General features: G+C 72.5%; 21 protein-coding genes. 9 read left to right on the top strand and 12 right to left on the bottom strand.

Annotation, left to right across the window (positions count from 1 at the left end; all coding sequences use genetic code 11):
* A complete protein-coding gene (gene carA, locus DAE25_RS17225; RefSeq protein WP_107767364.1) occupies positions 1 to 1,149 on the bottom strand; it encodes a glutamine-hydrolyzing carbamoyl-phosphate synthase small subunit in 1,149 nt (382 codons plus the stop codon).
* Positions 1,150 to 1,262: 113 nt separating this feature from the next.
* Positions 1,263 to 2,876, bottom strand: a complete 1,614-nt coding sequence (locus DAE25_RS17220) for an ABC-F family ATP-binding cassette domain-containing protein (protein WP_107767363.1) — start codon at positions 2,874 to 2,876, stop codon at positions 1,263 to 1,265.
* Between the two features lie 147 nt (positions 2,877 to 3,023).
* On the opposite strand from DAE25_RS17220, the gene DAE25_RS17215 reads away from it, so the two are divergent.
* Positions 3,024 to 4,124 (top strand): DNA glycosylase AlkZ-like family protein, encoded by a 1,101-nt coding sequence (locus DAE25_RS17215; protein WP_107767362.1) that lies wholly within the window; start codon positions 3,024 to 3,026, stop codon positions 4,122 to 4,124.
* 12 nt (positions 4,125 to 4,136) lie between these two features.
* Positions 4,137 to 5,366 (top strand): acetyl-CoA hydrolase/transferase family protein, encoded by a 1,230-nt coding sequence (locus tag DAE25_RS17210; protein ID WP_107767361.1) that lies wholly within the window; start codon positions 4,137 to 4,139, stop codon positions 5,364 to 5,366.
* A 2-nt stretch (positions 5,367 to 5,368) separates the two neighbouring features.
* On the opposite strand, the gene DAE25_RS17205 is transcribed toward DAE25_RS17210, so the two are convergent.
* From DAE25_RS17205 to pyrR, 7 genes are read right to left on the bottom strand one after another with little or no spacing between them, the layout of a single operon-like run.
* Positions 5,369 to 5,815 carry a hypothetical protein gene (locus DAE25_RS17205; protein ID WP_107767360.1) on the bottom strand — a complete coding sequence of 149 codons (447 nt, stop codon included), beginning with the start codon at positions 5,813 to 5,815 and terminating at the stop codon, positions 5,369 to 5,371.
* A 10-nt stretch (positions 5,816 to 5,825) separates the two neighbouring features.
* Positions 5,826 to 6,239, bottom strand: coding sequence for a VOC family protein (locus DAE25_RS17200; protein ID WP_234411111.1), 414 nt, complete (start codon positions 6,237 to 6,239; stop codon positions 5,826 to 5,828).
* Complete coding sequence (locus DAE25_RS17195) at positions 6,239 to 6,853, bottom strand: pyridoxamine 5'-phosphate oxidase family protein (protein ID WP_107767359.1); 615 nt, start codon at positions 6,851 to 6,853, stop codon at positions 6,239 to 6,241. The genes DAE25_RS17200 and DAE25_RS17195 overlap by 1 nt, the downstream gene beginning before the upstream one ends.
* Positions 6,854 to 6,870: 17 nt before the next feature.
* Positions 6,871 to 7,419 carry a cysteine hydrolase family protein gene (locus DAE25_RS17190; RefSeq protein ID WP_199907649.1) on the bottom strand — a complete coding sequence of 183 codons (549 nt, stop codon included), beginning with the start codon at positions 7,417 to 7,419 and terminating at the stop codon, positions 6,871 to 6,873.
* 11 nt (positions 7,420 to 7,430) lie between these two features.
* On the bottom strand, positions 7,431 to 8,696 hold the full coding sequence (locus DAE25_RS17185; protein WP_107767358.1) for a dihydroorotase: 1,266 nt from the start codon (positions 8,694 to 8,696) through the stop codon (positions 7,431 to 7,433).
* On the bottom strand, positions 8,696 to 9,622 hold the full coding sequence (locus DAE25_RS17180; RefSeq protein ID WP_107767357.1) for an aspartate carbamoyltransferase catalytic subunit: 927 nt from the start codon (positions 9,620 to 9,622) through the stop codon (positions 8,696 to 8,698). The genes DAE25_RS17185 and DAE25_RS17180 overlap by 1 nt, the downstream gene beginning before the upstream one ends.
* A complete protein-coding gene (gene pyrR, locus DAE25_RS17175) occupies positions 9,619 to 10,149 on the bottom strand; it encodes a bifunctional pyr operon transcriptional regulator/uracil phosphoribosyltransferase PyrR (RefSeq protein WP_107767356.1) in 531 nt (176 codons plus the stop codon). Before pyrR ends, DAE25_RS17180 begins: the two co-directional genes overlap by 4 nt.
* Positions 10,150 to 10,297: 148 nt before the next feature.
* Between pyrR and DAE25_RS17170 the strand changes: the two genes are divergently transcribed.
* Positions 10,298 to 10,900: an SAM-dependent methyltransferase gene (locus DAE25_RS17170; RefSeq protein WP_159083812.1), complete on the top strand. Its 603-nt coding sequence runs from the start codon at positions 10,298 to 10,300 to the stop codon at positions 10,898 to 10,900.
* 21 nt (positions 10,901 to 10,921) lie between these two features.
* Here the strand turns inward: DAE25_RS17170 and DAE25_RS17165 are convergent, their stop codons facing one another.
* Complete coding sequence (locus DAE25_RS17165; protein ID WP_107767354.1) at positions 10,922 to 12,217, bottom strand: acetyl-CoA C-acetyltransferase; 1,296 nt, start codon at positions 12,215 to 12,217, stop codon at positions 10,922 to 10,924.
* A gap of 147 nt (positions 12,218 to 12,364) precedes the next feature.
* Between DAE25_RS17165 and DAE25_RS17160 the strand changes: the two genes are divergently transcribed.
* Positions 12,365 to 13,699, top strand: a complete 1,335-nt coding sequence (locus DAE25_RS17160) for a 3-oxoacyl-ACP reductase (protein ID WP_107767353.1) — start codon at positions 12,365 to 12,367, stop codon at positions 13,697 to 13,699.
* A gap of 1 nt (position 13,700) precedes the next feature.
* Positions 13,701 to 14,585, top strand: coding sequence for a MaoC/PaaZ C-terminal domain-containing protein (locus DAE25_RS17155; RefSeq protein ID WP_107767352.1), 885 nt, complete (start codon positions 13,701 to 13,703; stop codon positions 14,583 to 14,585).
* Between the two features lie 67 nt (positions 14,586 to 14,652).
* Here DAE25_RS17155 and DAE25_RS17150 read toward each other — a convergent pair whose 3' ends face one another.
* Complete coding sequence (locus tag DAE25_RS17150; protein ID WP_107767351.1) at positions 14,653 to 15,513, bottom strand: acyl-CoA thioesterase; 861 nt, start codon at positions 15,511 to 15,513, stop codon at positions 14,653 to 14,655.
* Positions 15,513 to 16,439 (bottom strand): PAC2 family protein, encoded by a 927-nt coding sequence (locus tag DAE25_RS17145; RefSeq protein ID WP_107767350.1) that lies wholly within the window; start codon positions 16,437 to 16,439, stop codon positions 15,513 to 15,515. Before DAE25_RS17145 ends, DAE25_RS17150 begins: the two co-directional genes overlap by 1 nt.
* Before the next feature lie 130 nt (positions 16,440 to 16,569).
* On the opposite strand from DAE25_RS17145, the gene DAE25_RS17140 reads away from it, so the two are divergent.
* The 4 genes from DAE25_RS17140 to DAE25_RS17125 all read left to right on the top strand — a co-directional run bounded on the left by DAE25_RS17140 (position 16,570) and on the right by DAE25_RS17125 (position 21,713).
* Positions 16,570 to 17,793, top strand: a complete 1,224-nt coding sequence (locus DAE25_RS17140; protein WP_107767349.1) for a thiolase family protein — start codon at positions 16,570 to 16,572, stop codon at positions 17,791 to 17,793.
* Entirely contained in the window at positions 17,790 to 19,892 is a 2,103-nt protein-coding gene (locus tag DAE25_RS17135; RefSeq protein WP_107767348.1) for a 3-hydroxyacyl-CoA dehydrogenase NAD-binding domain-containing protein, read from the top strand. The genes DAE25_RS17140 and DAE25_RS17135 overlap by 4 nt, the downstream gene beginning before the upstream one ends.
* A 145-nt stretch (positions 19,893 to 20,037) precedes the next feature.
* Positions 20,038 to 21,585: a sodium-dependent transporter gene (locus tag DAE25_RS17130; protein WP_107767347.1), complete on the top strand. Its 1,548-nt coding sequence runs from the start codon at positions 20,038 to 20,040 to the stop codon at positions 21,583 to 21,585.
* The gene (locus DAE25_RS17125; RefSeq protein WP_107767346.1) at positions 21,585 to 21,713 is read left to right on the top strand and encodes a methionine/alanine import family NSS transporter small subunit; all 129 of its coding nucleotides are present in this window, start codon (positions 21,585 to 21,587) and stop codon (positions 21,711 to 21,713) included. Before DAE25_RS17130 ends, DAE25_RS17125 begins: the two co-directional genes overlap by 1 nt.
* The last annotated feature ends 72 nt before the right edge of the window (positions 21,714 to 21,785 follow it).

The raw sequence follows: 21,785 nt of genomic DNA, 5'->3' as shown, positions 1-21,785 counted from the left end.
TCAGGCTCCCTTCCCGTCGTTGGTCGAGCGAGACCCCATGAGGTCGGTGAAGCGGTCGAAGAGGTACGCCGCGTCGTGCGGGCCGGCCGCCGCCTCCGGGTGGTACTGCACCGAGAAGCTGAGCAGCTCGCCCGCGGGCGAGCGCAGCTCGAGGCCCTCGACCACGTCGTCGTTGAGGCAGACGTGGCTCACCGTCGCCTCGCCGTACGGCGTGGAGGTGCTGCCCTCGAGGGGGGCGTCCACCGCGAAGCCGTGGTTGTGCGCGGTGACCTCGACCTTGCCGGTGGTGCGGTCCATCACCGGCTGGTTGATGCCGCGGTGCCCGTAGGTCAGCTTGTAGGTGCCGAAGCCGAGCGCCCGGCCGAAGAGCTGGTTGCCGAAGCAGATGCCGAAGTAGGGCAGGCCACGGTCGAGCGCGGCCCGCAGCAGGTCGACCTGGGCCGTCGTGGCCGCCGGGTCGCCGGGGCCGTTGGAGAAGAACAGCCCGTCGGCACCGGTGGCCACGACCTCGTCGATCGAGGCGGTGGCGGGCAGCACGTGGACCGCGATGCCGCGCTCGCTCATCATCCGCGGGGTGTTGGCCTTGATCCCGAGGTCGATCGCCGCGACGGTGAACCGCCGCTCGCCGACGGCCGGGACGACGTAGGCCTCCTGCGTGGAGACGGCCTCGCTCAGGTTGGACCCCCGCATCTCGGCCGAGTCGCGCACCCGCTGGAGCAGGGCCGCGGGGTCGGTCTCCGTCGTGGAGATCCCGACCCGCATCGCCCCACGCTCCCGCAGGTGGCGGGTGAGCGCGCGGGTGTCGACGCCGGAGATGCCGACGACGCCCTGGTCGCGCAGCGAGTCGTCGAGCGTGCGCTGCGAGCGCCAGCTGCTCGGGACCCGGGCGGGGTCGCGGACGACGTAGCCGGCGACCCAGATCCGCGAGGACTCGGGGTCCTCGTCGTTCATGCCGGTGTTGCCGACGTGCGGGGCCGTCATCACGACGACCTGGCGGTGGTAGCTGGGATCGGTGAGGGTCTCCTGGTAACCGGTCATGCCGGTGGAGAACACCGCCTCACCGAAGGTCTCACCTTCGGCTCCGAAGGCATCGCCTCGGAAGGTGCGCCCGTCCTCGAGGACGAGCAGTGCGGGCGCGCGTACAGGCAACGCCGACCTCCTTCTCCGCCTCACAGGACGGATCGTTAAAGGATGTTTCTGCGTCGGTGACCCTACCAGCGACGGACCCGTGTCCGAGACCACGCACCACGGTCCGGGCAGGCTCAGCCGAGCACCACACCGCTCCCCTGCCACCGCCGCCGCAGCCAGCGGTCGTGGCTGGCCACCACGACGGTGCCGGCACTGGTGCCGATCGCCTCCTCCAGCTCGCCGGCCAGCGCCAGGGACACGTGGTTGGTCGGCTCGTCGAGGAGCAGCAGGTCGGGCCCGCTCGCCACGGCGACCGCCAGGCCGAGCCGGCGGCGCTGACCCACCGACAGCGCCCCCACCGGGCGGGCGTGGTCCCGCGGGTGGAGCAGGCCGAGCTCGCGCAGCGGTGGCGCGTCGCCGCCGGCCAGCGCGTCGTACGTCGCCCGCGCGCTGCGACCGGGCTCCGCGAACACGACGTCCTGGGCCAGCTCCGCCACCGAGCGTGCGGCCACCTGGGCGGTGCCCCGGTCGGGCGCCACCCGACCGGCGAGGACGCCCAGCAGGGTCGACTTGCCGGTCCCGTTGCCGCCGCTCACGAGCAGGTGCTCACCGGCGTGCACGTCGAGGCGGTCCAGGTCCAGCCGCCCGTCGACGACGAGGTCTCGCACGAGCACGAGCCGTCCGGTGGGGCCCGTCCCGGTGAGCCTGCCCCCGAAGCGCAGCGGCGCGGGTGGCTTGCGCACCTGGTCGCGCTCGGCCACCTCGAGCCGGCGACCGGCGTCCTTCTTGCGCCGGGCCAGGGTGCGGTCGACCCGGGAGCCCTTGAAGGCGTGGACGAACTTGTCGTTGTCGGTCGGTCCCCGGCCGTGGGCGATCGCGCCCGTGCCGATCCGGGTCGCGGCCCGCAGCGCGTCGAGCTCCTCCTGCTGCGCGGCGTACGCCTCCTCCCAGCGCCGGCGGGCGTCGAGGCGGTGCTCCTCGTAGGCCGTCCAGCCGCCACCGAAGCGGCGGCCCCCCTCGCCGTCGGTGCCGAACGCGCTCGGGTCGAGGTCGACGAGGTCGGTCGCGACGTCGTCGAGGAAGACGCGGTCGTGGCTGGTGAACAGCACCACCCCGGGCAGGTCCACGAGGAAGCCGGTCAGCACCTCCAGTGCGGTGTCGTCGAGGTGGTTGGTCGGCTCGTCGAGGAGCAGGCAGGTCGGCCGGGTCGTCATGATCGTGGCCAGGGCCAGCCGGGTGCGCTGGCCGCCCGACAGCGTCCCCACCCTCCGTCCCGGATCGAGGTCGGCCAGGCCGAGCCGGGCGGCCGCCACCTCGGCGCGCCGGTCCGCGTCCCACGCGTCGTGAGCCAGCGCCCACTCGAGGACCCGGTCGTACGCCGCGGCGGAGGCGTCCCGGTCGGTCGCGGTTTCACCGAGGGCGCCCGCCAGCCGCTCGACGTCGGCGACCGCCCGGCGCAGCGGGGCCAGGGTCCGGACCAGCACGTCGGCGATGGTGGCGGCGTCCGGGAACGGCGGCTCCTGGCCGAGGACCACGAGGTCGTCGGGGCGCTCGACCGAGCCGGCGACCGTGGCGGACGCGGGCAGGCGCCCGGCGATCGCGCGCAGCAGCGTGGTCTTGCCGACGCCGTTCTCGCCCACCAGGCCGATCCGGCGACCGGGCTGCGCGAGCAGGTCGATGCCGGTGAGGACGGGGCGGGCGGCGTACGAGACGGAGAGGTCGCGGACGACGAGGGGCTGGAGTGACATGGGCGGGCCTTCGCGGGGTGCGGTGACTCGCCGGGCGCCCTGTGAGGGGCTGCAGCCGCGGGCGCGAGTCGGGTCAGGCCGGGATCCACATGATGGGTCGACGGTATCCGGACGTTCCTCGTCCTGCCACCCGTTTATCGTCGGGGCGTGCACGAGCTCACCCGCGAGCAGGCGCGGCGGATCGCGGTCCGCGCGCAGCTCCTCGACGCCGACCGGAACACCGACCTGCTGACGGCGGTGCGCCACCTGTCGCTGCTCCAGGTCGAGCCGACGGCGGCCGTGGCCCCGAGCGCGCACGTGGTCGCCTGGTCGCGTCTCGGGGCGTCGTACCGGACGTCGGTGCTCGAGGAGCTGGTGGCGGACGGCTCGCTCGTGGAGCTGCACTCGATGCTCCGTCCGGCGGAGGACCTCGCCCTCCACCGGGCCGAGATGACGGTCTGGCCGGGCGTCGGCGAGCTCGCGGAGTGGCAGGTCGCGCTGGCGGGCTGGGTGGAGGCCAACGACGACACCAGGCGCGACATCCTCGCCCAGCTGCACGACGAGGGGCCGTGCACCGCGCGGGTCCTGCCGGACACGACGCTGGTGCCGTGGCGGTCGAGCGGGTGGAACGACGACCGCAACGTGCGCAGGCTGCTCGACATGATGGTGCAGCGCGGCGAGGTCGCCGTGGCCGGCGCGGAGGGTCGCGACAAGCTGTGGGACCTCGCCGAGCGGGTCTACCCCGACGACCCCGTGGTGCCGCTCGAGGAGGCGTTCCGCGTCCGCGGCGAGAGGCGCCTGCGCGCCCTGGGCATCGCACGACCGCGCGCCGCCGTCTCCCCCGGCGAGCCCAACGACGTGGGGCCGGTGGGCGAGGAGGCGCGCGTCGAGGGACTCCGCGGCACGTGGCGGGTCGACCCGGCGTACCTCGTCGACCTCGACGCGTTCGAGGGCCGGACGGCGCTGCTGTCCCCGCTCGACCGGCTGGTCTTCGACCGCAGGCGGATGGTCGACCTGTTCGAGTTCGACTATGCGCTCGAGATGTACAAGCCGGCCGCGAAGCGACGTTGGGGCTACTGGGCGCTGCCCGTCCTGCACGGTGACGCGCTGGTCGGCAAGGTGGACGCCACGGCCGACCGGGCCGACGGCGTGCTGCGCGTCGACGCCGTCCACGAGGACGGGCGGTGGAGCAGGGCGCTGCGCTCCGCGGTGGACGACGAGATCGCGTCTCTTGGTCGCTGGCTGGGACTCGTCGTCGAGCGTTCCTGACACTCTGGGGGCATGCGCACCGAGTCGATCGAGGGAGCAGCCCGGGCGGTGTCCGCCCTGGGCCTCCTCCAGCCGCGGATCGTGACCAGCGGCAACTTCGCCTCACCGGTCACCGTGCTCGCCGCGGTCCTGGCCGAGCTCCCGCAGGCGCGGCTGCACGCCCTCAACGCCCAGCTCGACCTTCCGGTGCACGAGGGTGTGGTGCCGGAGACGACGTTCGTGGGTCCCGGGTTCCGCCGGCACCCCCGCCTCTCCTACGTCCCGTGCCGCCTGTCGATGGTGCCGCGGCTCTTCCACGGACCGCTCCCCCCGGACGTCGTCGTGGTGCACACCACGACCCCACGCCGGGGCCGGGTGTCGCTGGGCGTCGAGGTCAACGTCCTGCCTGCCGCGATCGAGGCGGCCCGGGCGCGCGGCGCGCTGGTGGTCGCGCAGCTCAATCCGCGGATGCCGTGGACCTTCGGCGACGCCGAGGTGGACGTCGCGGACATCGACCTGGGCGTCGAGGTCGACGTGCCACTACGGACCCACCTGCCCACGGCCCCGGGGGACGACGCCCGGGCGATCGGCGCCCTCGTGGCCGCCCAGGTCGGGGACGGGTCGACCCTCCAGGCCGGGATCGGCGAGGTCCCCGACGCGACCGTCGCCGGGGTCGCCGGGCGGCGCGGCCTGCGGGTCTGGACCGAGATGTTCAGCGACGGGGTGCTGGCGCTGGAGCGGGCCGGCTCGCTCGACCCGGACGTCCCGCTGACCACGTCGTTCGTCTTCGGCAGCGACGAGCTCTACGCGTGGCTCGACGGCAACGCCCGGGTGCGGATGTCGCGGACCGAGGTGACCAACGCCCCGGCGGTGATCGCTCGGCAGCCACGCATGACGTCGGTCAACACCGCGCTCCAGGTCGACCTCTTCGACCAGGCCAACGCGTCGCGCATCGGCGCCCGGATCCACTCGGGCTTCGGGGGCCAGACGGACTTCACGGTCGGTGCCAGCCACTCCCCCGGCGGCCAGGCGTTCCTGGCCCTGCGGAGCTGGCACCCGCGGGCCGACGTCTCGACGATCGTGCCGCTGGTCGACGAGCCGGTGACGTCCTTCCAGCACACGGCGGTCGTCACCGAGCAGGGCATCGCGTGGATGTGGGGTCGCGACGAGCGCACCCAGGCACGCCACCTCATCGAGCACGCCGCCCACCCGAGCGTGCGCGACGACCTCTGGGAGGAGGCGTCGGCGCTCGGGCTGGCGTGACGTCAGAACCAGGTGCCGCGCATGGCGTCGTACCGGGCCGCGGGTCCGTCGTCGCGCTCGGGCACCCCGTTGTGCATGACCATCGACAGGCTCCCGTCGACGGCGACCACCTCGATCTCCCACGTCCAGCCGGGTGCGTACTCGTAGGCGACCACCGCCCCGGTGGCCGTGCCCGTCCCGGTGAGGGAGACGACGTCGCGCTGGTGCCAGCTGTCGACCCAGGCCGCGCTGACCGCCCCGTCCTCCCCCGGCACGCCGAGGAGCAGCGTCCCGCTCTGGGGGCCGTCGACGGGATGCACCCAGGTGTAGGACACGAGGACGGCCCGGCCCGACGCCGCGGCGTCCACCGCCACGGTCGACGCACCCTCGTCGAAGTCGTCGTCGGGCAGCAGCCGGAACGCGTAGCTGCCCGCCCCGTCCCCCAGCGGGACGTCGTACGGCGTGGTCATGGCGGCCTCCTCAGGCGACGAAGATGCAGAAGGGGTGACCCTCCGGGTCGGCATACACGTAGAGCGGCTCGTCCGCGTCGTCGGTGCGGTCGAGCAGGACCGTGGCGCCGAGCGCGAGGGCGCGGGCGTGCTGCTCGGCCAGCTCGTCGACGTCGGGCACGGTGAGGTCGAGGTGGAGCTGCATGGGGACCTGCTGGTCGGGCCAGGTCGAGCGGGCCTGCTCGGCGACCTGCTGGAAGGCCAGGGCCCGACGGCCGTCGGCATGGGTGAGGACCAGCCAGTCGTGGTCGTCGACGGCGCCGGGTCCGTCGGGCACCTCGTCCCCGGCCCGGTAGACCAGCCCGAGCAGCTCGCGCCAGAACTCGGCCTCGCGGCGTACGTCGACGGCGTCGAGGACCGTGTGCAGGAGCTGGGGGTGGGACATCAGTAGAGGTTCTTCCCGTAGGCCTCGGGACGGTAGTAGTCGTCGAGGTCCTCCAGCGTGCGCGGCGAGTGCTCGAGCTCGTGGGCGATGACCGCCCGGCGCGGGACGGACCCGGGCTCCCAGGACTCCGGGTCCCACAACCCGGAGCGCAGGAACGCCTTGGCGCAGTGGAAGAAGACCGTCTCGATCTCGACCTCGAGGGTGAGGATCGGCCGCTTGCCCCGGACCGCCATGGCGTCGAAGTACGCCGCGTCGTCGACGAGCCGGGCCCGCCCGTTGATCCGCAGGGTGTCGCCGCGACCGGGGATGAGGAAGGTGAGCCCGACGTGCGGGTTGGCCAGCACGTTGCGGTAGCCGTCGACCCGCCGGTTGCCCGGCCGCTCGGCGATCGCGATCGTGTGCTCGTCGACCACGTGGACCAGCTGCCCGGGCGGGTCGCCCTTGGGGCTCGCGTCGCAGCGGCCCTCCGCGTCCGAGGTGGCCAGCACGCAGAAGGGTGTCGCCGCCAGCCAGGCCCGGTCGATGTCGGTGAGCGCGTCGCGCTCCTTGGTCACCGCCAGCCCGGTCGGCAGGCCGACGATCGCCTCGAGCTGGTCGACGGTGGTGATCTCCATGGGCCGAGCCTAGATCGTCACTTGCACACGGTGGGCCAGTCCAGCTCGTCGATCTCCGGCAGCCGGACCTGGTCCCCCAGCGCCCACTCGACCACGCGCGCGACGTGCGCGGCCGGGACCGCGGGCACGTCGGGCGGGTCGCCCGGGACGTCGTACGTCGCGTGCCCGCCGCGCGGCAGCACCACGCCGAATCCTCGCGACTGCGCCGTCCGGGCCGTGCTCAGGACGCACATCTCCGACTGGATGCCCACCACCACGACGGTGTCAACGCCGCGGGAGGTGAGGAGGGCGTCGAGGCCGGTCCCGTCGAACGCGTCGTCCCCGGTCTTCGCCAGGACGACGTCCCCGTCGAGGACGGGGAGGACCAGCTCCCAGCCGGGAGTGCCCCGCTCGATCGAGGGATCCGCGTCGCCGTCGTCCTGGACGTGGATGACGGGTAGGCCGGCACTCCGGGCGCGATCGAGCAGTCGACCCAGGCGCGAGACCAGGCCGACGGCGCCCACCACGTCGTGCGGCGGCTCCACGAGGGCGCGCTGCACGTCGACGACGAGCAGCGCGGTCCCCACCGGTCCCCCGATCAGACCAGGGCGCCGTCGCGCACGGTGAGCCGCCCGGCGTACACGGTGTGCACGACCTTCGACGTCAGCGAGCGCCCGTGCCACGGGTTGTTGCGCGAGAGCGACACCGAGTCGGCCCGGTCGACGGTGACCGCGGCGGACGGGTCCACCAGGGTCACGTGGGCCGGGGTGCCGAGGGCGAGCGAGCCGTGGTCGGCCAGCCCGGCGATGCGGGCGGGGGTGGTCGACATGACCTGCGCGACCCGCGCCCACGACATCTCCGGGAGCGCCGTGCGGACGACACCCAGCGCCGTCTCGAGCCCGAGCATCCCGAACGCCGCGTCGGTGAACGCGTGCTCCTTGTCGTGCCGGGCGTGCGGGGCGTGGTCGGTCGCGACGGCGTCGATCGTGCCGTCGACCAGCGCCTCGCGCAGCGCGTCGACGTCCTCCTGGGGACGAAGGGGCGGGTTGACCTTGTACGTCGGGTCGTAGCCGGCGAGCAGGTCGGTGGTGAGCAGCAGGTGGTGGGGCGTGACCTCGGCCGTGACGTCGATGCCCTGCGACTTGGCCCAGCGCAGCACCTCGACGGTGCCGGCGGTGGAGGCGTGGGCGACGTGGACGCGCGAGCCGGTGTGGCGCGCGAGCATCACGTCGCGGGCCACGATGACCTCCTCGGCGATGCCGGGCCAGCCGGGCAGCCCGAGACGACCGGACAGCTCGCCCTCGTGGCAGCAGGAGGCGGGGCCGGCGAGCGTCGGCTCCTGGGCGTGCTGGGAGACGACCCCGCCGAACGCCTTGACGTACTCCAGCGCGCGACGCATCACCCGGGCGTCGTGGACGCACTTGCCGTCGTCGGAGAACACCCGGACCCGGGCCCGCGAGCGGGCCATCAGCCCGAGCTCGGCGAGCTCCTCGCCGCCGAGCCCACGGGTGACCGCGCCGACCGGCTGCACGTCGACCAGGCCGGCCTCGCGACCGAGCTCGAGGACGCGCAGGGCTGCCTCTGCGGTGTCGGTGACCGGGGAGGTGTTGGCCATCGCCAGCACAGCGGTGTAGCCGCCGACCGCCGCCGCCCGCGACCCGGTGAGGATCGTCTCGGCGTCCTCCCGGCCGGGCTCGCGCAGGTGGGTGTGCAGGTCGACGAGACCGGGCAGCGCGACGAGGCCGTCGGCGTCGAGGACCTCGGCCCCCGCGGGCGCCTCGTCGACGAGCAGGCCCGCGTCGTCGACGTACAGGTCCCCGGTCCTCTCCCCCAGCAGCGAGGCGCCGGTGATCACCAGGCCCATCAGGACTCCTCTCCGGCAAGCAGGTGGTAGAGCACGGACATGCGGACGGCCAGGCCGCTCGACACCTGCTCGAGCACGACCGACTGCGCGGCGTCCGCGGCGTCGGCGGCGATCTCGAGACCGCGGTTCATCGGGCCGGGGTGGCAGATCGGGGCGTCGGGCTTGAGGGTGGCGAGCCGGTCGCGGGTGAGGCCGTAGCCGACGGTGTACTCCCGCGCGCTGGGGAAGTAGCCGCCCGACATCCGCTCGCGCTGGACGCGCAGCATCATCACCGCGTCGGCCTCGGGGAGCACGGCGTCGAGGTCGTACGACGTCTCGAAGCCCGCCGAGGCGGACCACGCGGCGATGCCGCTGGGCATCAGGGTGGGCGGGGCCACGACGGTGACCCGGGCACCCAGCTTGGTCAGGCAGAGCACGTTGGACCGGAAGACGCGGCTGTGGGTCAGGTCCCCGACGAGCACGACGTGGCGCCCCTCGAGCGACCCCATCCGGCGCTGGAGCGTGTAGGCGTCGAGCAGCGCCTGGGTCGGGTGCTCGTGCATCCCGTCGCCGGCGTTGACGACCACGGCGTCGACCCACTGGCTGACCTGGTGGGCCGCGCCGGACGCGGGGTGGCGGATCACCAGTCCGTCGACGCCCATGGCGCAGACGGTGAGGACTGTGTCGCGCAGGCTCTCGCCCTTGGACGCGCTGGAGCCCTTGGCGGAGATGTTGATGACGTCGGCGGAGAGCCACTTGCCGGCGATCTCGAAGCTCGAGCGGGTGCGCGTCGAGTCCTCGAAGAACATGTTGATGACCGTGCGACCGCGCAGGGCGGGGAGCTTCTTGACCTCGCGGCGCTGGACGTCGTGCATGTCGGCGGCGGTCTCGAAGATCTCGGCGATGGCGTCGACGGACAGGTCGTCGATGGAGAGCAGGTGCTTCACGCGATCGTCACCTCGTCGATCTCGTCGACCTCGGCCAGGCGCACGCTGACGCGCTCGCTGCGGGCGCTGGGGAGGTTCTTGCCGACGTGGTCGGCACGGATGGGCAGCTCGCGGTGCCCGCGGTCGACGAGCACCGCGAGGCGTACGGCGGAGGGTCGCCCGAGGTCGGCGAGCGCGTCGAGGGCGGCGCGGATCGTCCGGCCGGAGAACAGCACGTCGTCGACCAGCACCACGACCTTGTCGTCGATGCCGCCGGGCGGGATCTCGGTCTTGTGCGAGCGCCGCGTCGGCTGCTTGCGCAGGTCGTCGCGGTACATCGTGACGTCGAGCTCGCCGACGGCGACCGCGATCCCCTCGACGCTGGTGATGCGCTCGCCGATCCGGCGGGCCAGTGGCACGCCGCGCGTGTGGAGGCCGAGCAGGACGAGGTCGGCGGCGCCCTTGTTGCGCTCGAGGATCTCGTGGGAGATGCGGGTCAGCGCCCGGGCGATGTCACCGGAGTCGAGCACGATGCGAGGGTCGGCCATGCGGCCAGGACCTCCTTCTCCGCCTCACGGGACGGCTCATTAAAGGATGTCACTGCAGGGGGATGAATCGGCGCCGACCCTACCAGCCGTCGTCGGGAGTACTGTCGAGAGCAACCGGCCGTTGCCGGTCCAACGTCAGGAACTGAACATGAGCGTCGGCTACTCCGCTGCCTACTGGTGGGGCTTCACCCCGTGGAAGAAGGCCGGACGCGAGAGCCGTGCCTCCTTCGACGTCATGCTCGAGCTCGAGGAGAGCGAGCGCGGACCGCACCTGGGCCGGGCCCTCGACCTCGGCTGCGGCACGGGTGAGCGCACCGGCCACCTCGTCGAGCGCGGCTGGGACGCCGTCGGCATCGACAACGTCAAACAGGCCGTCGACATCGCCGTACGCCGTACCGGCGTCGCCGACACCCGGTTCGTCGTCGGCGACGTCCGCCACCTCGTGCACTCCGGCATCGGCTCGGACTTCTCCCTCGTGCTCGACGTGGGCTGCTTCGAGGGGCTCGGTGACGACGACCGGGCCCTGGTGGCCGCCGGTGTGACCCAGCTGGCCGCGCCCGACGCGACGATGCTGCTGATGTCGACGAGCCCCCAGCGCTCACCGGTGCGGTCGCGGGGTGCGTCGCAGGAGGACGTCGAGCGGGCCTACGCCGGCTGGACCGTCGTCAGCGCCGCCCCGGCGGACACCAGTGGGATGTCGCGGGGACAACGCGGGTCCTCACCGACGTGGTACCGCCTGCGCCGGAGCTGACCAGACGCACGACTGCCGGGGTCAGCGCTCCAGGATCGCGACGACGCCCTGGCCGCCGGCGGCACAGATCGAGATGAGCCCGCGGGCGCCCTCTCCGGTCGACGCGGCCTTCTCGTCGAGGATGTGGGCCAGGGTGTTGATGATCCGTCCGCCGGTCGCGGCGAACGGGTGCGCGGCGGCCAGTGACGAGCCGTTGACGTTGAGCTTGTCGCGGTCGATCGCGCCCAGCGGCTCGTCGAGGCCGAGGCGCTCCTTGCAGAACACCGGGTCCTCCCAGGCGGCCAGCGTCGAGAGCACCTGCGACGCGAAGGCCTCGTGGATCTCGTAGTAGTCGAAGTCCTGGAGCGACAGGCCGTGGCGCGCGAGCATCCGCGGGACGGCGTACGCCGGGGCCATCAGCAGGCCCTCGTGGCCGTTGACGTAGTCGACGGCCGCCGTCTCGTGGTCGACGAACCACGCGAGGACCGGGAGGTCGTGCTCCTGCGCCCAGTCCTCGGAGGCGAGCAGGACGACGGACGCCCCGTCGCTGAGCGGGGTGCTGTTGCCGGCCGTCATGGTGGCCGCCTCGCCCCTGCCGAAGACCGGCTTGAGGGTGGCGAGCTTCTCGACCGTCGAGTCGGCCCGCAGGTTGTTGTCCCGCTCCACCCCGCGGAACGGGGTGATCTGGTCGTCGAAGAACCCGCGGTCGTACGCCGCCGCCATCTTGTGGTGCGACGAGGCGGCCAGCTCGTCCTGGGCCTCGCGGGTGATCCGCCACTCCAGCGCGGTGAGGGCGGCGTGCTCGCCCATCGACAGCCGGGTGCGGGGCTCGCCGTTCTGCGGGATCTCCAGGCCGATGTCCCCGGGGCGGATCTGCCCCAGCGCCGTCAGCTTGCCCTTGGTGTCCCGGGCGGCGTTGACCTTCATGAGCTTCTTGCGCAGCTTGTCGCTGATCGCCACGGGCGCGTCCGACGTGGTGTCGGTGCCACCCGCGATCCCGGCGTCGATCTGGCCGAGGGCGATCTTGTTGGCGACCTGGATCGCCGCCTGGAGGCCGGTGCCGCACGCCTCCTGGATGTCGGTCGCGGGAGTCTCGGCGGACAGCCTCGAGCCGAGCACCGACTCGCGGGTCAGGTTGAAGTCGCGGGCGTGCTTGAGCACCGCGCCGGCCACGACCTCCCCGAGCCGCTCGCCCTCCAGCCCGAAGCGGGCCACCAGCCCGTCGATGGCCGCCGTCAGCATCTCCTGGTTGGAGGCGTCGGCGTAGACGGTGTTGGAGCGGGCGAACGGGATGCGGTTGCCACCGAGGACGGCGACGCGGCGGGTGGAGGAGTTCATCCTCCTATCCTTGACCCCCGACCCTCGTCGAGGGAATCCGATGAGGGCCACGTCACCAAATGTGGACGCCCAGTTACACGTGGCGTTACACATGGGAGCGGCACGTGCGCCGCACCCCACCCCACGTCATCCGGAGGACCTCCCGCCATGAGTGACCGCTACCAGGGCTTCGTCTCCTCGCCGATCGGCAGGATCCTGGCCAAGAACCTGGGACTGCCCAGCCCCACCCGCCTGGAGCGGTACGCCGACGGCGCCCCGCTCGTGACCGGCACCGTCGTGGTCGGCGGCGCGGGCCGTCTGGCGGCGGGACTCCCCGCCCTCCTGGACTCCCTGGGCATCGCCTCGACCACGGCCGCCGTGGAGGGCGAGCGCTACAAGGCCCTGGTCTTCGACGCGACCGGCATCACCGACCCCTCGGGCCTGGTCGCGCTCCAGGAGTTCTTCACCCCCCTGATGCGCAGCCTCGAGACCTGCCCGCGCGTCGTGGTGCTGGGGACCACTCCGGAGTCCGTCAACGGCAGCGAGCGCGTCGCCCAGCGGGCCCTCGAGGGCTTCACCCGGTCGCTCGGCAAGGAGATCGGCCGGGGCGGCACCGTCCAGCTGGTCCACGTGACCGAGGGCGCCGACGACGCGATCGCGTCCACCCTCGCCTTCCTCCTCTCCCCCAAGTCGGCCTACGTCTCCGGCCAGGTGGTGCGGGTCGGCGCCCACGGCGCGACGACCGCCGGGCCGGTGGCCGACTGGACGCGCCCGCTGGACGGCAAGGTCGCCCTGGTGACCGGGGCCAGCCGCGGCATCGGCGAGCAGATCGCCCGGGTGCTCCACCGCGACGGCGCCACCGTCGTCGGGGTCGACGTGCCGCAGGCGGCCAGCGAGCTCCAGGCCCTGATGCGCGAGCTCGACGGCGACCACCTCGTCCTCGACATCACCGCCAGGGACGCGCCCCAGCGGATCGCCCACCACCTCCGCACCGAGCACGGCGGCGTCGACGTGGTCGTGCACAACGCGGGCATCACGCGCGACAAGAAGCTCGCCAACATGGCCGCCGACCGCTGGGAGAGCGTCATCGCGGTCAACCTCACCGCCCCCGAGCGGATCACCCGGGTGCTCCTCGACGAGGGCGTGGTGCACGACAACGGCCGGATCATCGGCGTCGCCTCCATTGCCGGGATCGCGGGCAACGTCGGCCAGACCAACTATGCCGCCTCCAAGGCCGGCGTGATCGGCCTCGTCGACAGCCTCGCCGACGACCTCCGCGACGGGATCACCGTCAACGCCGTCGCGCCCGGCTTCATCATCACCGCGATGACCGCCGCCGTGCCCTTCGCGACCCGCGAGGTCGGCCAGCGGCTCAACGCGCTGAGCCAGGGCGGCCTGCCGGTCGACGTGGCCGAGACGATCGCGTGGTACGCCAGCCCCGGCTCCACCGCCGTCAACGGCAACGTCGTGCGGGTGTGCGGCCAGATGATGCTGGGCGCCTGACGTGACCGCCCCCGAGCCCACGGTCCTCACGCGCGAGCCCGGCGGGGTCGGCACCCTGCTGCGCGCCGCGCTGCCCGGCGTACCGGGTGTCAACCTGCTGCCCGGCGTGCGCAAGGGGCCCGCCTCGGCGTTCACCGGGTTGGCCTTCGCGCGCGAGGGCGTCGAGGTGCGGCGGGCGCACGTCGACGCGTACGCCGCGGTGTGCGGGTTCCCGCGCAAGGACACCGTCCCGCTGCCCTACCCGCACCTGCTCGCCTTCGGCCTGCACATGGCGGTCATGAGCGACCCCGCGTTCCCCTACCCCGCGATCGGGACCGTCCACCTCGAGAACTCGATCATCGCGCACCGGGCGATCGTCGTCGGGGAGCTGCTCGACCTCCAGACCTCGGTGGGTGCTCCGCGCCCGCACGCCAAGGGCACGCTGGTCGACTTCGTCACCACCGCCACCTCGGCCGGCGAGGTCGCCTGGGAGTCCACGTCGACCTACCTGCGTCGAGGACAGGGCGACGACGACGCGGCCGGCGGACTGGTGGTCGAGGGTGCCCCGTCGGGAGGTGCCGAGTGGCGACTGCCCGGCGACCTGGGACGCCGCTACGCCAGGGTCTCCGGCGACTTCAACCCCATCCACCTGCACCCGCTGACGGCGAGGGCCCTGGGGTTCCCGCGGCAGATCGCGCACGGGATGTGGACCCTGGCGCGGTCGGTGGCGGCCATCGAGAACCGCCTTCCCGACGCGGTCACGGTGGAGGCCGTCTTCAAGAGGCCGGTCCTGCTGCCGGGGACGGTCACGTTCGCGGACACCGCGGAGGGCGGCGTGCACACGTTCGCCCTGCGCGACCCCCGTGACGGCTCGCCGCACCTGCTCGGCCGGGCCACGCCGGCCTGAGCCGGTCCGGTGGCCCGCTCAGCGGCGGGGCGTCCGAACCTGATGGTCGCGCTCCGGGGCGCCCCGCTCAGCTCGCGCGGTGGCGGATCAGGCCCTCCTGCGCGACGGTCGCCACCAGGGTGCCGTCCTCGGTGAAGACCCGCGCGGTGGCGAGCCCGCGTCCACCCACCGCGGTGGGCGACACCTGGTCGTAGAGCCACCAGCGGTCGGCCCGGAACGGCCGGTGGAACCACACGGTGTGGTCCAGCGACGCCATCTGCATGCCCGGCGTCCCGAAGTTGACCCCGTGCGGGACGAGGGCGGCCCCGAGCAGGGTCAGGTCGCTGGCGTAGGTGAACGCTGCCTGGTGGGTCAGCGGGTCGTCGTCGAGGTCGCCGGCGATCCGGATCCACAGCTGGGCGCGGGCCGGGTGTCCGGGGTCCTCGGGCAAGCCCATGGTGGACGTCCCGAGGTAGCGCACGTCGAGCGCCGACCACTCCCGCTCCCACTCCTGGGCGGCCTCGGGACCGCGTTGGCCCGCCAGGTCGGCCATCCGGACGCCCCGGTCGGGCCCGACCACGTCCGGCATCAGGTCCTGGTGCTCGAAGCCGTCCTCCGGCTTCTGGAAGTTGGCGGTCAGGTAGTAGATCGGTCGGCCGTGCTGGCGGGCCATCACCCGCCGGGTGGCGAAGGAGCGGCCGTCGCGGATGCGCTCGACGTCGTAGATGATCGGCACGGCCGGGTCGCCGGGGCGCAGGAAGTAGGAGTGCAGCGAGTGCATGACGAACGCGTCGTCGACGCTGCGGTTGGCGGCCACCACGGACTGTGCGGCCACCTGGCCACCGAAGACGCGCTGGCGGGAGGTGTCGGCCTGCATCCCCCGGAAGAGGTCGACGTCGAGCTCCTCGAGCACGAGCAGGGAGACGAGCTCCTCGGCTGAGCCGGCCATCAGCGCTCCTCACCCTTCTCGTCGTCGAGCCCGGCGAGGAACTGCTCGAACTGCTCGCCGATCTCCTCGCCCGTCGGCAGCGGCTGGTCGGCGGCCAGCAGCGAGCTGCCGGACTCCTCGGCGTCGCGGAACGCGTCGTACTGGCGCTCGAGGCCGTGCACGACCTCGTTGACCTCGTCGTGCGAGGAGAGGTAGCGCTCGATCTCGGTCTCGGTGATCTCGGCCGCCTCCCGCAGGTCGGCGAGGTCGAAGGCGAGGTGGCCGCCGAGCTCGAGCTGCTCGAGCAGGACGGTCGCGGCCTGCGGGTACTCCATCTGGGCCAGGTAGTGCGGGATGTGCACGACGTAACCGAGGGCGTCGTGGCCCCACTCGCCCAGCCTGATCTCCAGCAACGACTGGGCGCTGGAGGGCACCCGGAGCTCGCCGCGCCACGGGCTCTCCCCGGTCAGCAGCTCGGCCCGGTTGGCGTGCGGGGTGACCGCGATCGGGCGCGTGTGCGGGACGGCCATCGGGACGGCGCCCAGGCTGACCACGCGGCGTACGTCGAAGCGCTCGACGACCTCGCGCACGGCGCGGGCGAAGCCCTCCCAGCGGATGTCGGGCTCGGGGCCCGTGAGGAGGAGGTAGGGCTGGCCGCCGGCGTCCTCGAGCGCGCGGACGACCAGGCGCGGCGCCTCGTAGCCCTCGTAGTGGTCGCGGACGAAGGCGACGGGAGGCCGCCGGGCGCGGTAGTCGTGGAGGGCGTCGACGTCGAAGGTGGCGACGACGCGACCCTCCGACAGCGACCGGAGGTGACGGGCGGCGACCTCCGCGGACTGGCCCGCGTCGAGGAAGCCGGTGAGCACGACCACCATCGTGAGCCCGCCGGGGTCGACGACCCCCTCGACGTCGTCGACGATGTGCACCAGCCGGGAGGGTTCTGACATGCCCCCAGCCTAGTGAGGACCGCGGCGTGAGCGGGCACACACCCGGGTTGCTGACACGATCTTGTTACCGAGGGGTAACGTAGCGCCCGCTCCACCCCCTCTCCCCATCCCCACACGACCAGGAGAACCCGTGCCCCGTCAGCTGCGAGAGGTCGTCTTCGTCGACGGCGTGCGCACCCCGTTCGGCAAGGCCAAGGGCCAGTACGCCGAGACGCGTGCCGACGACCTCGTCATCAAGTGCATCCGCGACCTCCTGCGTCGCAACCCGTCCCTGCCGCCCGAGCGGGTCGACGAGGTGGCCATCGCCGCGACCACCCAGATCGGCGACCAGGGCCTGACCATCGGGCGCACCGCCGCCCTGCTGGCCGGCCTGCCGCAGAGCGTCCCCGGCTTCGCCATCGACCGGATGTGCGCGGGCGCCATGACCGCGGTGACCACCACCGCCTCCGGCATCGCCTTCGGTGCCTACGACGTCGCCATCGCCGGCGGCGTCGAGCACATGGGCCGCCACCCCATGGGTGAGGGCGTGGACCCCAACCCGCGGATCCTCTCCGAGCGGATCGTCAACCCCGACGCCCTCGTGATGGGCAAGACCGCGGAGAACCTCCACGACCGCTACCCCACGATCACCAAGGAGCGCGTCGACACCTACGCCGTGCGCTCCCAGCAGAAGACCAAGGCGGCGTACGACGCGGGCTCGCTGCAGCGCGACCTCGTCCCGGTCGCGACCCGCTCCGCCGAGGCCGGCTGGGGCCTCGCGACGAGCGACGAGCCGATGCGCCCCGAGACCACGATGGAGACGCTGGCGGGCCTCAAGACCCCGTTCCGCGCCCACGGCAAGGTGACCGCCGGCAACGCCGCGGGCATCAACGACGGCGCCACCGCGGCCCTGCTGGCCGACGAGGAGACCGCGCGCGAGCTCGGCCTCCCGGTCCGGATGCGCCTGGTGTCCTTCTCCTTCGTCGGCGTCGAGCCCGAGGTGATGGGCGCCGGTCCGATCCCGGCCACCGAGAAGGCGCTGTCGCAGGCCGGCCTGACCATCGACGACATCCAGGCCTTCGAGGTCAACGAGGCGTTCGCCGTCCAGGTGCTCGCCTTCCTCGAGCACTTCGGCATCGCCGACGACGACACCCGCGTCAACCCCTACGGCGGGGCCATCGCCATGGGCCACCCGCTGGCCTCGTCCGGCGTGCGCCTGATGACCCAGCTGGCCCGCCAGTTCGAGGAGCGCCCCGAGGTCCGCTACGGCCTCACCACCATGTGCATCGGCATCGGCATGGGCGGCACCGTGATCTGGGAGAACCCGCACTGGACCGGCGCCGACACCACCGACTCGAACGGAGACAGCAAGTGAGCACCCCCGACATCTCCGCCCTCCTCGCCCGCGCCGAGGAGATCTCCTCCGACGCCGAGCGCGTGACCGCCGCCCACCTGCGCAAGGTCACCCTGCCGCCCGTCGACGGCACCGCCGCCACGATCGGCCTGATCACCCTCGACAACGGCGAGGACCACACCCGGCCCAACACCTTCGGGCCCCGCTCGCTGCTGGCGCTCAACGCCGCCATCGACGAGGCGCTCGCCGACGACACGGTCACCGCGATCGGCGTGACCGGCAAGCCGTTCATCCTGGCCGCCGGCGCCGACCTCACCTCCATCCAGGGTGGTGGCCCCGACGCCGTGCGCGTCGTGGCCGAGCTCGGGCACGCGGTGTTCCGCAAGCTGGGCGAGGGCGGCAAGCCGTCCTTCGGGTTCATCAACGGGCTCGCGCTCGGCGGCGGCCTCGAGGTCGCCCTGCACTGCACCTACCGCACCGTCATGGACTCCGCGCCGGCCCTGGGCCTGCCCGAGGTCATGCTCGGCCTGGTCCCCGGCTGGGGCGGCGCCTACCTCGTGCCGCAGCTCGTCGGTGCCGACAAGGCCGTCACGCTGATCCTCGAGAACCCGCTCAACAACGGCAAGACGCTGGGCGGCCGGGCGGCGTACGACTTCGGGCTGGCCGACGCCGTCTTCGGCGGCGCCGACTTCCTCGAGCAGTCGCTGCTCTGGGCGGCCGACGTGCTGGCGGGGAAGGTCACGGTGGAGCGGCCGGTGGTCGACAAGGACGCCTGGGACGCCGCCGTCGCGCGCGCCGAGGGCATCGTGCAGTCCAAGACCGGCGGGGCCTCCCCGGCCGCGCGCAAGGCCGTCGAGCTGATCGCCGGCGCCCGGGACGCCGACCGTGACGCGGGCTTCGCGGCCGAGGACGACGCCCTCGAGGCGATGTCCCGGACGCCCGAGCTGATCGCCAGCCTCTACGCCTTCGACCTCGTGCAGAAGCGGGCCAAGCGCCCCGCGGGCGCGCCGGACAAGGCGCTGGCCCGCCCGGTCACCAAGGTCGGCATCGTCGGCGCCGGCCTGATGGCCAGCCAGCTCGCGCTGCTGTTCGTACGCCGCCTCGAGGTGCCCGTGGTCCTCACCGACCTCGACCAGGAGCGCGCCGACAAGGGCGTCGCCTACGTGCACGCCGAGATCGACAAGCTGCTCGCCAAGGGCCGCGGCTACAACCAGGACAAGGCCAACCGCCACAAGGCCCTGGTCACCGGTGCGACCGACAAGCAGGCCGCGTTCGGTGACGCCGACTTCGTGATCGAGGCCGTCTTCGAGGAGATGTCGGTCAAGAAGTCCGTCTTCGCCGACGTGGAGAAGGTCGTGGCGGCCGAGTGCGTGCTTGCGACCAACACCTCGTCGCTGTCGATCACCGAGATGGCCGCCGACCTCGAGCACCCCGAGCGGGTCGTGGGCTTCCACTTCTTCAACCCGGTCGCGGTGATGCCGCTGCTCGAGATCGTCCGGGGCGAGCAGACCGACGACGCCACGCTGGCCACGGCCTTCGCGACCGGCAAGGCGCTCAAGAAGACGACCATCCTGGTCAAGGACAGCCCGTCCTTCATCGTCAACCGCCTCCTCGGCCGCTTCATGGGCGAGGTCGGCCGGATCGTCGACGAGGGCACCCCGGTGGCCGTCGCGGACGGCGCCTTCGCGGGCGTCGCCCCGATGCCGCCCTTCATGCTGCTCTCGCTCGTCGGCCCGGCGATCGCGCTGCACAACAACGAGACGTTGCACCGGGCGTTCCCGGAGCGCTTCTACGTCTCCCCCGCGCTCGAGCGCGTGGTGGCGACCAAGAAGGGCTCCTACTACGCCCCCGACCTGTCCATCGACCCCGAGGTCGAGGCGCTGCTGGAGAAGCCGGAGTCGCCCGTCGTGCTGACGGCGCCCGAGGTGCGCGAGCGCGTCCTCGCCGGCCTGGCCCAGGAGGCGCAGCTGATGCTCGACGAGGGTGTCGTCGCCGCGCCCGAGGACCTCGACCTGGCGATGATCACCGGTGCCGGCTTCTCGTTCTGGAACGGCGGACTCACCATGCTGCTCGACATCGCGGGCATCTCCGAGAAGGTCAACGGCAAGCGTTTCCACTGATCCATCGACCCACTGCTCCACCGCGAGGGCGTCCGACCACTCAGGTCGGGCGCCCTCGCGCTTTCCACACACCCGTCGGGGGCGGCCAGGAGGGCTCCACCTCTGGCATGCTGAGGGCCTGGTCGTCATCACCGAGGAGGCACACGTGAGCGCAGCAGTCGAGCACTCCGAGGAGCACCGTGGGGCGTTCAGCTCCCGCAAGGTCTTCATCCTCGCCGCCATCGGGTCCGCCGTCGGGCTGGGCAACATCTGGCGCTTCCCGTACGTCGCGTACGAGAACGGCGGCGGGGCCTTCATCATCCCCTACCTCATCGCCCTCCTCACCGCAGGACTGCCGTTCCTGCTGCTCGACTACGGTCTCGGCCACCGCTACCGCGGCTCCGCCCCGCTGTCCTTCCGTCGGGCACACCGCTCGGCCGAGGGCCTGGGCTGGTGGCAGGTCGGCATCTGCTTCGTGATCGCCGTCTACTACGCCGCGGTCATCGCATGGGCGGCCCGCTACGCGTTCTTCTCGCTGGACAAGGCCTGGGGCGACGACCCCGAGGCCTTCCTCTTCGGCGACTACCTCCAGGCGGGCGACCCCGGCGTGGGGCTCGACTTCGTCAGCGGCGTGACCGTCCCGCTGGTCCTGGTCTGGGTCGCCGTCCTCGCCATCATGGCCCTGGGCGTCCAGAAGGGCATCGGCGCAGCGTCGGTGGTCTTCATCCCGGTCCTCTTCGTCGCGTTCATCGCGCTGGTCGTGGTGGCCCTGACACTCGACGGCGCCTCGGTGGGCCTCGACGCGCTGTTCACCCCCGACTGGAGCGCGCTGGGAGAGACCAGCGTGTGGATCGCTGCCTACGGACAGATCTTCTTCTCGCTCTCCGTCGGCTTCGGCATCATGATCACCTACGCGTCGTACGTCGGGCGACGCAGCGACATGACCGGCTCCGGGCTCGTGGTCGGCTTCGCCAACTCGGGCTTCGAGCTGCTCGCCGGCATCGGCGTCTTCGCCGCCCTGGGCTTCATGGCCTCGGCGTCGGGCGTCGCTGTCGACGAGGTGGCGACCGACGGCCTCGGGCTGGCCTTCATCGCCTTCCCCGCGATCATCAACGAGGCGCCCGCCGGGGCACTGATCGGCGTGCTGTTCTTCGGCTCGCTCGTCGTGGCCGGCGTGACGTCCCTGGTCAGCGTGATCGAGGTCGTGATCTCCGGAGTGCGCGACAAGTTCGAGATGTCCCGCATCGGCGCCTCGATGGCGGTGGGCGTGCCCGCTGCCCTGATCAGCATCGTCCTGCTGGGCACCACCACCGGGGTCTACGTGCTCGACATCATCGACCACTTCATCAACCGGTTCGGCATCCTCGTGGTCGCCGTGGCCAGCATGCTCGCCCTGTCCTGGGTGTTCCACAAGACGGGTCTCCTGCGCGAGCACCTCAATCGCGACGGCTCGGTCCAGGTCGGCACCTGGTGGCAGTGGCTGATCGGGATCGTCGCGCCGGCGGCACTGACCTTCATCCTGGTCAACGAGTTCATCGACAACCTCCAGGAGCCCTACGAGGGCTACCCGACCTGGATGCTCGTCACCCTCGGGTGGGGGCTGGCGGTCGCCGTGGCCGTGATCGGCTTCCTGCTCGCCCGGGTGCCGTGGCGGGACAGCACCTTCCTCGGCGATCCCGAGGTCCAGGCCCAGAAGGACGAGAGGAGCTCCTGATGTCGACCTCCGCCATCATCATGATGCTGATCGCCATGGCCGTCCTGTGGGGCGGGCTGGCCGTCGCGATCTGGAACATCAACCGCTACCAGGGCGAGGAGCCGGAGTCCGTCCACCGCGACCTGTGACCCCCACCGAACCTTTTGCGCGACCTGGATCGTCATGACGGGTGACCCACCACGACGACTCCTCCAGGAGCA

This window comes from Nocardioides terrigena, assembly GCF_003047265.1.
GTDB lineage: Bacteria > Actinomycetota > Actinomycetes > Propionibacteriales > Nocardioidaceae > Nocardioides > Nocardioides terrigena.
The sequence above is the reverse complement of the archived record's forward strand: the minus strand, read 5'-3'. Positions and strand labels throughout refer to the sequence as shown.

Coding starts and splice junctions, on each gene's coding strand:
- DAE25_RS17185 (WP_107767358.1), bottom strand. CDS start 8,696: ATGGGCCTGGTGATCACCGGCGCCTCGCTGCTGGGGGAGAGGACCGGG.
- DAE25_RS17195 (WP_107767359.1), bottom strand. CDS start 6,853: ATGGAGATCACCACCGTCGACCAGCTCGAGGCGATCGTCGGCCTGCCG.
- DAE25_RS17125 (WP_107767346.1), top strand. CDS start 21,585: ATGTCGACCTCCGCCATCATCATGATGCTGATCGCCATGGCCGTCCTG.
- pyrR (WP_107767356.1), bottom strand. CDS start 10,149: ATGGCCGACCCTCGCATCGTGCTCGACTCCGGTGACATCGCCCGGGCG.
- DAE25_RS17220 (WP_107767363.1), bottom strand. CDS start 2,876: ATGTCACTCCAGCCCCTCGTCGTCCGCGACCTCTCCGTCTCGTACGCC.
- DAE25_RS17160 (WP_107767353.1), top strand. CDS start 12,365: ATGAGTGACCGCTACCAGGGCTTCGTCTCCTCGCCGATCGGCAGGATC.
- DAE25_RS17165 (WP_107767354.1), bottom strand. CDS start 12,217: ATGAACTCCTCCACCCGCCGCGTCGCCGTCCTCGGTGGCAACCGCATC.
- DAE25_RS17200 (WP_234411111.1), bottom strand. CDS start 6,239: ATGTCCCACCCCCAGCTCCTGCACACGGTCCTCGACGCCGTCGACGTA.
- DAE25_RS17150 (WP_107767351.1), bottom strand. CDS start 15,513: ATGGCCGGCTCAGCCGAGGAGCTCGTCTCCCTGCTCGTGCTCGAGGAG.
- DAE25_RS17170 (WP_159083812.1), top strand. CDS start 10,298: ATGAGCGTCGGCTACTCCGCTGCCTACTGGTGGGGCTTCACCCCGTGG.
- DAE25_RS17145 (WP_107767350.1), bottom strand. CDS start 16,439: ATGTCAGAACCCTCCCGGCTGGTGCACATCGTCGACGACGTCGAGGGG.
- DAE25_RS17210 (WP_107767361.1), top strand. CDS start 4,137: ATGCGCACCGAGTCGATCGAGGGAGCAGCCCGGGCGGTGTCCGCCCTG.
- DAE25_RS17205 (WP_107767360.1), bottom strand. CDS start 5,815: ATGACCACGCCGTACGACGTCCCGCTGGGGGACGGGGCGGGCAGCTAC.